Annotated in this window: 8 protein-coding genes, 1 tRNA gene and 2 rRNA genes; 8 read left to right on the top strand and 3 right to left on the bottom strand. The window is 65.4% G+C overall.

Features of this window, described 5'->3' with window-relative positions; translation table 11 throughout:
* The 4 genes from ACE3SN_RS01505 to ACE3SN_RS01490 form a co-directional block, all read left to right on the top strand.
* Positions 1-189, top strand: a 23S ribosomal RNA gene (locus tag ACE3SN_RS01505); the annotation flags it as partial.
* A 112-nt stretch (positions 190-301) separates the two neighbouring features.
* Positions 302-416: ribosomal RNA gene (gene rrf, locus ACE3SN_RS01500) — 5S ribosomal RNA — on the top strand.
* Between the two features lie 143 nt (positions 417-559).
* Positions 560-636: transfer RNA gene (locus ACE3SN_RS01495), tRNA-Met, on the top strand.
* Between the two features lie 587 nt (positions 637-1223).
* A complete protein-coding gene (locus tag ACE3SN_RS01490) occupies positions 1224-3143 on the top strand; it encodes a hypothetical protein (protein WP_374526969.1) in 1920 nt (639 codons plus the stop codon).
* Here the strand turns inward: ACE3SN_RS01490 and ACE3SN_RS01485 are convergent, their stop codons facing one another.
* Together ACE3SN_RS01485 and ACE3SN_RS01480 are read right to left on the bottom strand one after the other, a co-directional pair.
* The gene (locus ACE3SN_RS01485) at positions 3144-4640 is read right to left on the bottom strand and encodes an acyl-CoA synthetase (RefSeq protein ID WP_374526968.1); all 1497 of its coding nucleotides are present in this window, start codon (positions 4638-4640) and stop codon (positions 3144-3146) included.
* Positions 4641-4653: 13 nt separating this feature from the next.
* The gene (locus ACE3SN_RS01480; protein WP_374526967.1) at positions 4654-5451 is read right to left on the bottom strand and encodes an enoyl-CoA hydratase/isomerase family protein; all 798 of its coding nucleotides are present in this window, start codon (positions 5449-5451) and stop codon (positions 4654-4656) included.
* A gap of 65 nt (positions 5452-5516) precedes the next feature.
* Here ACE3SN_RS01480 and ACE3SN_RS01475 point away from each other — a divergent pair, with 65 nt between their 5' ends.
* The 4 genes from ACE3SN_RS01475 to ACE3SN_RS01460 are packed head-to-tail and all read left to right on the top strand — an operon-like array spanning position 5517 to position 10177.
* Complete coding sequence (locus ACE3SN_RS01475) at positions 5517-6884, top strand: phosphotransferase family protein (RefSeq protein WP_374526966.1); 1368 nt, start codon at positions 5517-5519, stop codon at positions 6882-6884.
* Positions 6884-7972, top strand: coding sequence for an acyl-CoA dehydrogenase family protein (locus ACE3SN_RS01470; protein WP_374526965.1), 1089 nt, complete (start codon positions 6884-6886; stop codon positions 7970-7972). Before ACE3SN_RS01475 ends, ACE3SN_RS01470 begins: the two co-directional genes overlap by 1 nt.
* A gap of 1 nt (position 7973) precedes the next feature.
* The gene (locus ACE3SN_RS01465; protein WP_374526964.1) at positions 7974-9194 is read left to right on the top strand and encodes an acyl-CoA dehydrogenase family protein; all 1221 of its coding nucleotides are present in this window, start codon (positions 7974-7976) and stop codon (positions 9192-9194) included.
* 2 nt (positions 9195-9196) lie between these two features.
* Complete coding sequence (locus ACE3SN_RS01460; protein WP_374526963.1) at positions 9197-10177, top strand: aldo/keto reductase; 981 nt, start codon at positions 9197-9199, stop codon at positions 10175-10177.
* A gap of 19 nt (positions 10178-10196) precedes the next feature.
* On the opposite strand, the gene ACE3SN_RS01455 is transcribed toward ACE3SN_RS01460, so the two are convergent.
* A complete protein-coding gene (locus ACE3SN_RS01455; protein ID WP_374526962.1) occupies positions 10197-11687 on the bottom strand; it encodes a class I adenylate-forming enzyme family protein in 1491 nt (496 codons plus the stop codon).
* Between the last annotated feature and the right edge of the window lie 8 nt (positions 11688-11695).

Genomic DNA, 11695 nt, shown 5'->3' with positions numbered 1-11695 from the left:
GTCGTGGCGCCAGCCGCGCAGCAGGGTAGCTATGCATGGACGGGATAACCGCTGAAAGCATCTAAGCGGGAAGCCTCCCTCAAGATAAGGTATCTTCGAGTCGTGATAGACCATCACGTTGATAGGCTGGATGTGGAAGCGCGGTAACGTGTGGAGCTAACCAGTCCTAATAACTCTGATCATGCTTGATGAATCCCACCATCAATGACAGCCCTGAGGTTGTCTGCGATCGTCGGACGATATCAGTCAGAGACGCCTCAAGAAGTGCATCGATTAAAAACCGTTTCCGCCTGCTTTATTGCTTGGTGGCCATAGCGTCAGTGACCCACCCGATCCCATCTCGAACTCGGCCGTGAAACCTGACAGCGCCGATGGTACTAACGCTCAAGCGTTGGAAGAGTAGGACGTCGCCAGGCATTATGGCAGGCGGGCAACGGTTTAACGAAACCCATTCACATGTCAGGGCCTTTAGGCCTGCGCTTGAAGGGCCCCAGTGGCCCTTTTTTTGTTTTGCCGGAGCTTGATTCCGGGAATTTTGGCCCCATTTGGGGCATGGTGACGCGGGGTGGAGCAGCCCGGTAGCTCGTCAGGCTCATAACCTGAAGGTCGTAGGTTCAAATCCTACCCCCGCAACCAACACAAGACCCCGCTTCGGCGGGGTTTTTTGTTGTCTGCGCTGTGCCGGTACGCCTGATTGTGCCGTTCGAAGGTTCGACACTGGCATCCTGAGGGCATCCTCGGCCTGGATTTCCTTGCCAAGGTAATGACCCGATCGGGCATTCCGCCAGTCGTGCAGCGTGCTTTGCTGCTGCGCCTTCGCTGCCCTTTGGTTTTGACACCGTCCACCCGCTGTGTTTGTCTGCCCCGACGTTGGGGTGAACGAGAGGGAGGGCTGGGATCATGGCGTGCTGCGCCTTTGCAATATTCCTGCTGTCGCAGCTCCTAGCACCAGTCCGGACGCTCGCGCGGCGACTGGGAATTGTCCGCGCGTGGCGTCCGGATGCCGCGGTCGAATGGCGGCCAGGTCAGCCGCAAGCCACGCCAAAAATACTGAAATGGAAACGCATTGTCGTGGTCCTTGTCGCGGTCGATCTAACCGCCCTCGGGCTTGTTGGCGCAGCGGCAGCGGCCACATCGGATGCGGCGCGGACTGCTCGTTCGGAGAGCGCCTTGGAACAAGTGTTGCACAAGTCGATCTGCGGATCGCTGGGCTGGAGGGACTGATGGCCACACTCGCCGTAGATTTCGATGCGACGCGTCTGCCCCAGACGCGCGGCGGGACGGGGACGGCCACGGCCCGGATCCAGCGGCGGACCTGGACGGTCTGGCTCACGCTTTGTGCGATCGGGCTGGCTCCGCATGTCCTAGGCCTTTCACCCGCGCTGAAGGCGGCGGGGCTGGGCCTGTGGTTGCCGGGCGGCGGGTTCCTTGCGCTCGGTGGGTGGTGGAGCTTGCTGTTCCCGCTGACGCTGGTGTTGTTCGTGGCATCGCTGGTCGCGTGGTTCTGGGCGGGGGCGGTGATCGCGCCGCTGATCGTGTGGGGTGGGGCGGCCCTGCTGGCGGGATCGCTTGCCGGCGAAAGCACCTGGAACGGCGGCCCCTATGCTGCTGCGACGGCGGTGGCGGCGATTGGCCTCAGTTTTCGGGCGCGCAATCGCAAGGCTGCATTGGCCGGGGCAGAGCGTGCTCTGGCGCGGGAGGCATTCCTGCCCAAGGCTCTGGCCGAAGTGGCGCGGCAGCAGCGCGACGTACCCTGCGAGGCTTCGCGCGAATTGACGCCGGACCAGCTGGCCGGGCTGCGCTATCTGCTCGACCGCACGCTCCAGCCGGTCGCAAGTTTCGACGGTTTCACCATTATCGACCAGTTCCAGCCCGCTGCGCTGCGTTACCAGATCAATCACATGGGTTTTGCCCTGGCGATTGCCCAGGCCAACTACGTCCCCAATTTTCGCGGCTACATGGGCCAGGCCCAGCGCAATCTGATAGAGAAGTATCTCGAAAAGAAGGTCTGGTACTACTGGGTGCTCGAAAGTTGCTGGGGTCACTTTAACTTTACCGACTGGGATCCGGCGAAGCGCGACAACATCATGTTGACCGGCTGGTTCGGCGCGCATGTCGGCGGTTATATGCTGGCAAGCGGCGATCGGCGCTATCTCGAACCCGGCAGTCTGACCTTCCGGCTTAATGCACGCAAGGAATGGCGCCACGATTTCCGCTCGATCATCGGTTCGGTCGAGCGCAACTATGCCAGCGCCGAGTTCGGGCAGTTCGCCTGCGAGCCGAACTGGATCTACCCGATCTGCAACCATTACGGGATGCTCTCGCTGCAGGCCCACGATGCGTTGCTGGGCACCGACCTGATCGGCCGCCACCTGCCGGCCTGGCTCAAGGGTTTGGAAACCGAGTTCACCGACGCTTCGGGTTCGACGGTCGGGCTGCGGTCGCAATATACCGGGCTGCCGGTGCCGTTTCCGGTGGGCGAGGCGGGCTATTCGTTCTTCGAAAGCGCCTTCCTGCCGCAGCGCGCGCGCCAGCAATGGGCCATCGCTCGCACCGAGATCGAGCCGCTGCTGGTCGAGGATGAGGGCGGGAAGCTGCGCATGGCCATGCCCGGCGAAGGGCTGGATGCGGGCAACTATCGCGCCGGCCACGCGGGCGCCTATGGCACCTATCTGGTCGCGGCGCGCGAATTTGGCGACGAGCGGCTCGCCGCCGCCGCGCTTGCCGGGCTGGAGCATGATTGCATGCCGGCCCGCGACGATGGCGTGCTGCGCTATCGCAAGGCATCCAACATCTCGAACGCTACGGCGATCATGGGTTCGCTGATGCGCACCGGCGATTTCGCGCGGACCTTTTCGCACGGCGCTTCGAAGCGCGCGCTGGCTGGGCCGATGATCGAAACCGCCGCCTATCCCGAAGTGCTGGTCGCCCGCGCTTGGAGTGACGGTGCGGCGCTTGATGCGGTATTCTATCCGGGGCGGGATGAGGGCGTGCAGACCATTCCGCTGTCGCAGCTGGAGCCGGGCCGGACCTACCGCCTGAGCGGGGCCACGACGGACAGTCTGGTGGCCGATGCGCAGGGCACAGCCCGCTTTGCGGTGAACCTCAGCGGGCGTACCGAAGTGCGGCTTGAACCCGCCTGATTACCGGTATCGGTCCTTGATCAGCCGCTTGTAGAGTTTGCCATTGTCGAGCCGGGGCAGCGCCGGATCGAAATCGACCGAGCGCGGGCATTTCACGGGGCTGAGCTGTGCGCGGCAGAACGCGATCAGTTCGGCCGCGAAGGCCGGGGTCGCATCGGCGGGATCGAGCGGCTGGACCACCGCTTTCACCTCTTCGCCAAAATCGGGGTTGGGCACGCCGATCACGGCTGCATCGGCCACGCGGGGGTGGGTGATCAGCAGGTTTTCGACCTCCTGCGGATAGATGTTCACCCCGCCCGAAATGATCATGTAGCTCTTGCGGTCGGTCAGGAAGAGATAGCCGTCGGCATCGAGATAGCCGACATCGCCCAGCGTCGACCAGGCCGGGTGGTGCGGGTTGCGGCTGTCCTGGGTCTTGGCCTCGTCGCCGAGATACCGGAAGTCCCAGCCGCCTTCGAAATAGACCGTGCCTTGCTCTCCGGCGGGTAGCTCATGCCCCTCGTCGTCGCAGATATGGACCGTGCCCCAGCTGGCCTTGCCGACCGAGCCGGGCTTTTTCAGCCATTCCTCGCTGGTGATCGCGGTCGATCCGTTGCCTTCCGATCCGCCGTAGTATTCGTAGATGATCGGCCCCAGCCATTCGATCATCGCGTGCTTGACCGGCACCGGGCAGGGCGCGGCGGCGTGGACCACTGTGCGCAGCGAGGACAGGTCGTATTTGCGCCGCACCTCTTCGGGCAACTTGAGCAGCCGCACGAACATCGTCGGCACCATCTGCGTCATCGTTATCTTGTAGCGCTCGATCGCGGCCAGCGCCTGTTCGGGATCGAACTTCGGCATCTGCACCACGGTCGCGCCGAGGCGGTGGCAGGTGGTGGTATAGGCCAGCGGCGCGGTGTGATAGAGCGGTGCGGGCGAAAGGTAGGTGTCGCCCGGGCCGACCCCGTACTTGCCGCCGATCTGCACCGCGATGGAATGTTCGTCCGTCACCTCGCCTTCGGGCAGCGGGAGGCGCACGCCCTTGGGCCGCCCGGTGGTGCCGCTGGAATAGACCATGTGAAAGCCCGCGCTTTCATCCGCGATTGGCCCGCCGGGCTGGCGGGCCAGCGCATCGCGCCATTGCGCCAGCGTCAGCACGGTCAGCCCGTCGCGCGCGGTCAGCCCCGCGACGCCCGGGATCGCCGGATCGACCACCAGCAGCTTTGCGCCAGAATTTTCGACGATATAGTCCGCCTCGCCCGCCGTCAGCGCGGTGGCGATCGGGGTGATATAGGTGCCGGCGCGCTGGCCCGCCCAATAGACCTCGAACACCTGCGGGCAGTTTGGCAGCCAATAGGCGATGCCATCCCCGCGCCCGATCCCCAGGCTGCGCAGCAGGTGCGCGCCGCGATTGGCGCGGTCTTCCAGCTCGCCATAGGTCAGGCCCGGCGAGCCATCGGTCATGATCACGGCGGGCCGCGCCGGATCGACGGCGGCGTGGAGGCGGGGATGGGTCATTGCGGTCCTTGGCTCAGCGCAGCTTGTATTTCTTGGCCTTGTTGGCCATCAACGCGGCGCGGTCGACCTGCGGCACGCCGACCGGGTTGCCGATCTGCGGGTACTTGAGGGCGTTGGCCAAGGCGACCGAGCGCGGCATGTCGAGGCTGGTCCAGATCGCCTTGATCGAGCCCTGGATCGCCGCCGGAGGCTTGGCCGCGATCTGCAGCGCCAGTTCGTGCGCGCGGTTCCACAGGTCATCCAGTGCGACCACTTCGCTGACGAGCCCGATCGACTTGGCGTATTCGGCGCTCATCCGCTCGTCATTGCCAAGCAGGACCATGCGCAGCACGTCGGCCAGCGGCATCTTGTAGGTCATGCCGATTGGTTCGAGCGCGCTGGTCATCCCGTAGGTGACGTGCGGATCGAAGAAGGTGGCGTCCTCGGAAGCGATGATGATGTCCGCCTCGTTCAGCCAATAGAACGCCCCGCCCGCCGCCATGCCGTGGACGGCCGCGATCATCGGTTTCCAGCAGTTCTGCGATTTCGGCCCCAGCTCGTCGCCCGGATCATAGCAGTGCCAGATGTTGTCGAGATCGACCGCCGGGCGCCCGCCCGCTTCCTGCTTCACGTCGACCCCGGTGCAGAACGCACGGCCCGGCGCGGCGCGCAGGACCGAGACATGGATGTCGTCATTCCACGAAACTTCGTGCCAGACGGCCTTGAATTCATCCATCATCTGGCGGTTGAAGCTGTTCATCGCCTCGGGCCGGTTGAGGGTGATCGTGGCGACATGATCGGCCACTTCGAATAGGATGGTTTCGTAGCTCACGCTTGACTCTCCCGCGTGCGATGTGTTCATGAGTGGTGTGTAACGTAGTTATATAACTGAGAGTGATGATGGCAAGTGCAATCCCCGCGGCCCTGCGCGAACAGGTAGAACAGCGCACGGGCTGTGTCATCGCCGCCGAACAGGCGCGCGGGGGCGGCGGTGCATCGCGGCAAGGCGCGGAAGTGACGCTGCGGAGCCCTGATGGCACCGAAAAGCACTGCTATCTCGCCTGGGACGCACGGGCCGGTGATGCCTCGCGCCTGGCATATTTTGAACGAGAAACCGCGATTCTGGCCGCTCTCTCCGGTAAGTTTCGCGGCGCGGGGGTGAAGGTGGCCCGCCTGGTTGCCGCCTTCCCCTCGCACTTGGCCTTGCTCAGCGAATTTGTCAGCGGGAATGACCGCTTTCCGCAGGCCGAGGACAAGGCGGCGCTGGCGCGCGAATTCGTGGGCCAACTGGCCGCGCTGCACCGGCTGGATGCGAGCGATCCGGCCTTTGCCGCGCTGGGCGATGCGAGCGAGCCTCCGGCCCAGCGGATCCGCGCCAACGTGGCGAAATGGCAGCGTGACAACCTGGCCGCCGGGGCCGACCCGGTGTTCCAGATCGCGCTGGCGTGGCTGGCGCGCAACGTGCCCGCCGATCGCGGCCCCGCCGTGGTGCTGCATGGGGATGCCGGGCCGGGCAATTTCCTGTTCAACGGCAATCAAATCGCCGCGCTGGTCGATTGGGAACTGACCCATCTGGGCGATCCGATGGAAGATCTGGCGCAGATCTGGGTGCGCAGCCTGATCCAGCCGTTCGTTCCGATGGCCGACGTGTTCGCGGCCTATGAGGCGGCGAGCGGCCAGCCGGTCGACCTTGCGCGGGTGAAGTATCACCGGCTCTACTTCCAGCTGTCGTTCTCGGTCCCCAGCACCGCGCTGGCGAGCGCCGAAGGCTCCAGCATCGGCGCGACCGGCACCGGCCTGCTGTTCGGCACGATGCACAAGCGGGTGATCGTCCGTTCGGTGGCGCAGCTCGCCGGGATCGCGGTGACCGAGCCGGAACTGCCGGTATGCGAGCCGGACTGGACCGACCGCTTCTTTGCCACCGCGCTGGCCGATCTGAGGGACGATATCGTCCCCGCCGCCGGTAACCAGCGCGCTGCCGCCAAGGCCAAGGAACTGGCGCGGCTGGTGAAGTTCTGGCGGATGCGCGCCAGCCACGGCGCAGCCTTTGATGCGGCAGAACTGGCCGAAATCCGGGCGCTGATGCCCAGCGCCCCGGCTAACCTGAAAGGCGCGCGTGCCGCCCTGGCCGAGGCGATTGCCGCCGACGCGGTCGATTTCGCGGCGGCCGTGCAGCTGTGTCACAACCGCGTCGTGCGCGAAACCGCGATCATGGCCGATGCGATGGGTGGGCTTGCCACCACCTGGTATGAGGATTTGGGCTGATGGATTTCGATCTTTCCGACGAACAGAAAATGCTGGCCGAACAGGCGCGCGGCCTGCTGGCCGAACGCACGCCCTATGATCACCTGCGGGGGCTCATCGACGCGGGCGCGGAGTGGGACGAGCCGCTGTGGCGCGAATTGGGCGAAATGGGCTTCCTTGGCGCGAACATTCCCGAGGCCTTTGGCGGGCTTGGCATGAGCGAGCTGGACCTGGGGGTGATTTCGCAGGAACTGGGCCGGGTCAACGCGGCGGTGCCGTTCTTCTCCTCGATCGTGCTGGCCGCCGATGCGATCCGTCTGGCAGGCAGCGAGGCGCAGAAGGCCGAGTGGCTGCCGAAGCTGGCCAGCGGCGAAGTGATCGCCTGCTTTGCCAGCGCCGAAGGGCCGGGGCCGGTACTGGGACAGGGCGCGAAGCTTACGGGCGGCAAGCTGACCGGCACCAAGCAGCCGGTGGCCGATGCCGGGATCGCCAGTGTCGCCGTGGTGCAGGTGGGTGAGGGGCTGGCGCTCGTCCGGCTCGATCAGCCGGGCGTCACGCGGACGAAGCTCGACAGTTTCGACCAGCTGCGCAGCCATTACCGGATCGACTTCGACGGCGCCGAGGCCGAAGCTCTGCCTGGCAAGGGCTTGCTTGCCACCCTGCTTGACCGTGCAGCGGTGCAAGCCGCGTTCGAGGCGGTGGGCGGTTCGGAAGCCTGCCTCGCCATGGGCCGGAATTACGTGATGGAGCGGCAGATGTTCGGCCGTCCGCTGGGCGGCTACCAGGCGATCAAGCACAAGCTGGCGGACGTGGCGGTGGCCATCGAACTGGCGAAATCGAACGCCTATTTCGCGGGTTGGGCGGCGGAGGCTTCGGCTGACGATCTGCCAGCCGCTGCCGCCGCTGCGCGGCTCACCGCGATCAAGGCCTTCGAACTGGCCGCGCGGGAGAACCTGCAGGTGCATGGCGGGATTGGCTACACCTTCGAGGCAAACTGCCACTTCTATTACCGGCGCGAGCGGATGCTGGCGGTGATCGTCGGCAATCGCGGATACTGGGCGAACCGCCTGCTGAACGCCCAAAGCGGATCGCAAGAAAAGGCTGCCTGAAATGGATTTCAACGATACCCCCGCCGAAGCCGCCTTCCGCGCCGAGGCGCAAAGCTGGCTGGCTGCGCACGCCCCTGCCCATGAACTGCCCACCGGCATCAAGCTGGCCGACACGGACGAGGCCGAGCGTGGCCGCGCCTGGATGCGCGAGCTTTATACCGGCGGCTGGTCGGGCCTGACCTTCCCCAAGGCGCTGGGCGGGCGCGGCCTGTCCGGCATCGAGGCGGTGATCTTTGCCGAAGAGGAAGGCAAATATCACCTGCCTAAGGGGCCGTTCACCTCGATCGGCACGGGCATGGCCCTGCCGGTTATCGCCAAGCACGGCACCGACGAACAGCGCGCCCGCTTTATCGAGCCGACGCTGAAGGGCGATCTGACCTGGTGTCAGCTGTTCTCCGAACCCTCGGCCGGGTCGGACCTGGCCGCGCTGCGCACCAAGGCGGTGCGCGCCGACGATGGTTCGGGCGACTGGATCGTCAACGGGCAGAAGGTCTGGTCGAGCTGGGCGCACCTGACCGACTGGGGCATCCTGGTGGTTCGCACCGATCCCACCGTGCCCAAGCACAAGGGGCTGACCTTCTTCGTGGTCGACATGAAGACGCCCGGCATCGAAACGCGCCCGATCCGCCAGATTTCGGGGATGAGCGAATTCAACGAGACCTTCCTCACCGACGTGCGCATCCCCGATGCCAACCGGATCGGCGCGGTGGGTGAGGGCTGGTCCTGCTGCATGACCGTGCTGATGGGCGAGCGGCTGGGTTCAGGCGCGCACCGCAGCGGGGTGGAGCCGCTGCTCGAACTGGCGGGGCGCACCCCGGCGGGCGATGGTTCGACCATGCTGGATGACAAGGCCGTGCGCCTTGCCCTGGCCGATGCCCTCGCCGAGGAACAGGGCGAACGCTTCTTCCAGGCGCGGCTGCGCACCATGGTGTCGAAGGGTGAGAACCCCGGCGCGATGGCGGGGATGATCAAGCTGGCCTATGCCGGGCGGCAGCAGAAGGTGCTGGGCCTGGGCATGGAACTGCGCGGGCTGGACGCGATCGCGGCCGATCCATCCGACAGCGGCACGCCCGACCTGCAATACGATTACATCTATTCGACCGTTATGCGCATCGCGGGCGGGGCCGACGAGGTGCTGCGCAACCAGATCGCCGAGCGCGTGCTGGGCATGCCGGGCGAAGTGCGGATGGACAAGGACGTGCCGTTCGATCAGCTGAAATGACTATGAACATTATTCGTCTCGGCCGCACCGGCCTCAAAGTGTCGCGGCTGTGCCTTGGCTGCATGAGTTTTGGCGAGCCAGGGAAGGGTGCCCATCCATGGGTACTCGACGAGGACGCAAGCCGCGCGATAATCGCTCGCGCGGTTGAGGCCGGGATCAACTTCTTCGATACGGCCAACGTCTATGCCGATGGCGCTTCAGAGGAGATCACCGGGCGCGCGCTCAAGGATTTCGCGCGGCGTGACCAAGTGGTGATCGCCACCAAGGCCTGGGGTGCATGGGGCAAGGGGCCGAATCAGGGCGGCTTGTCGCGCAAGGCGCTGATGCAGGCCGTGGACGACAGCCTGCGCCGCCTCGGCACCGATTACATCGATCTCTACCAGATCCACCGCTGGGACAACGAGACTCCGATCGAGGAAACGCTTGAGGCGCTTAACGACATCGTGCGTGCGGGCAAGGCGCGCTATATCGGCGCCTCATCGATGTATGCTTGGCAGTTCCAGAAGGCGCTGCTTGTGTCGGAGCGCAACGGCTGGGCTCGGTTCGTGTCGATGCAGAACCACCTGAACCTGCTCTACCGCGAGGAAGAGCGCGAGATGCTGCCACTCTGTGCCGAGGAAGGCATCGGGGTGATCCCGTGGAGCCCGTTGGCGCGCGGCCGTCTGACCCGCCCGTGGGGCGAGGTGACGGCTCGTCTGGACAGCGACCGTTTTGGTAAGATGCTCTATGCCCGCACGGCGGACAGTGACCGGCAGGTGGTGGAGGGCGTGGCGGCCATTGCGGCTGCGCGCGGTGTGCCGATGGCGCAGGTCGCGCTGGCATGGGTGCTGGCCAAGTCCGAGGTCACTGCGCCAATCATCGGCGTGACCAAGCTTGCCCAGCTTGAGGATGCGCTGGTCGCTCTGGATCTGCAGTTGACGGCGGAAGAAATCGCAGCGCTCGAAGCGCCTTACCTGCCCCATCCGGTGCTGGGCCACAGCTGACCCGGTCCGCAGCGCGTCGTCAGGCTGCCTTGCGGCGGGCCTTGGCAGCGGCGGTCAGCGGACCGACCAGTTCCTTCTTGAGGATTTTGCCGTTGGGATTGAGCGGCATCTCGTCCAGGATCACCAGCGTGCGCGGCACCTTGTTATCGGCCAGGTGCTCGCGGCAGAAGGCGATGATCTCGTCCGGCGTGGCCGTCTGGCCCGGCCGCAGGGTGACGGCGGCGGCGATATCCTCGCCCAGTACCTCGTGCTCGACACCAACCACGGCGGCCTGTTGCACCGCCGGATGCAGGTGCAGCGCGGTTTCGATTTCCAGCGGGGTGATGTTGTAGCCGCCGCGAATGATCAGTTCCTTGGAACGGCCGGCCATGATGAGATCGCCATCGGCATCGACGTAGCCAAGATCGCCAGTCTTGGTCCACCCGCCGATAAAGCTGGCCGCGGTCGCCTCCGGGTCGTTCCAGTAACGGCGCGGATGCTTCTGGTAGCCATAGATTTCGCCGACCACGCCGGGCTGGGTGATGACGGCGCCGTCTTCGCCCCGGATCTGCATGTGCGGGGGCAGCTTGCCGACGCAGCCGGGCTTGAGCACCTGTTCCGCGCTGGTCGTGCCGATCCCGATCCCGCCTTCCGACATGCCATAGCTGTTGCGCATCCGTACGTGCGGCCAGAGCTGCATTGCGCGCTTCACCGAATCGTGCGGCAGCGGCGCGGTGCCGGTCATCAGATATTTGACGCCCGCGAAATCATAGTCCGCCACGTCCGGATGATCGAGGATCAGCCGCAGCATCGAGGGGACGAGGTAAACCAGGTTCGGGCGCTTTTCCCTGACCAGTTCAAGGAAGCCCTTGGGGTCGAACTTGGGCTGGGTGATCGCGGTCGCCCCGCCGCGCGCGGGCAGCATGACGATGCCCAGGTTCCCGCCCGAGCCCGTCAACGGCAGCGCGTTGAGCGTGGAGCGCGACTTGTCCATGTTGGTGCCGGTCACGCCCTTCATCAGGTCGGGGTGCGAAACGACCACGCCCTTGATCTTGCCCGTGGTGCCGCTGGTGCCGAGGATTTCGGCGTCGGCTTCGGGATCGAGGCTGGCCTGATCGGGCAGGGCCGCCAGATTGCGCGGCATGGTATCCACCGTCCAGCAGCCATCCAGCTTCAGACCCGCGACCACATCCGGCACGTCGGTGATGCACCAGCGCGGGGTGGTGAGGTCCGCAAAGTCGGCGATTTCCTTGGCATTGAGCCGCGTGTTGATCGGGCAGGCGATTCCGCCGGCGCGAAACACCGCAAACACCGCGATCGCCATCTCCACCGCATGGGCGTTGCTGATCGGCAGGAACACGCGGTCGCCCGGCTGGAGCCCGGCCGCCGCCAGCCCGCCACCGATCTCGTCCGCCTCGCGGTCCCACTCGGCATAGGTAATCTGCCGGTTGATGCCATCGTGCGCGATCTCGTCCCGCTGGTGCTGTGCCCGCACCTTCAGCGCGTCGCTGATCCGCCTCACTTCGGTCATCCTGAAAA

This window comes from Novosphingobium sp., assembly GCF_041915465.1.
Taxonomy (GTDB): Bacteria; Pseudomonadota; Alphaproteobacteria; order Sphingomonadales; family Sphingomonadaceae; genus Novosphingobium.
Note: the sequence above shows the minus strand (reverse complement) of the source record. Positions and strands in the feature narration are given on the sequence as shown.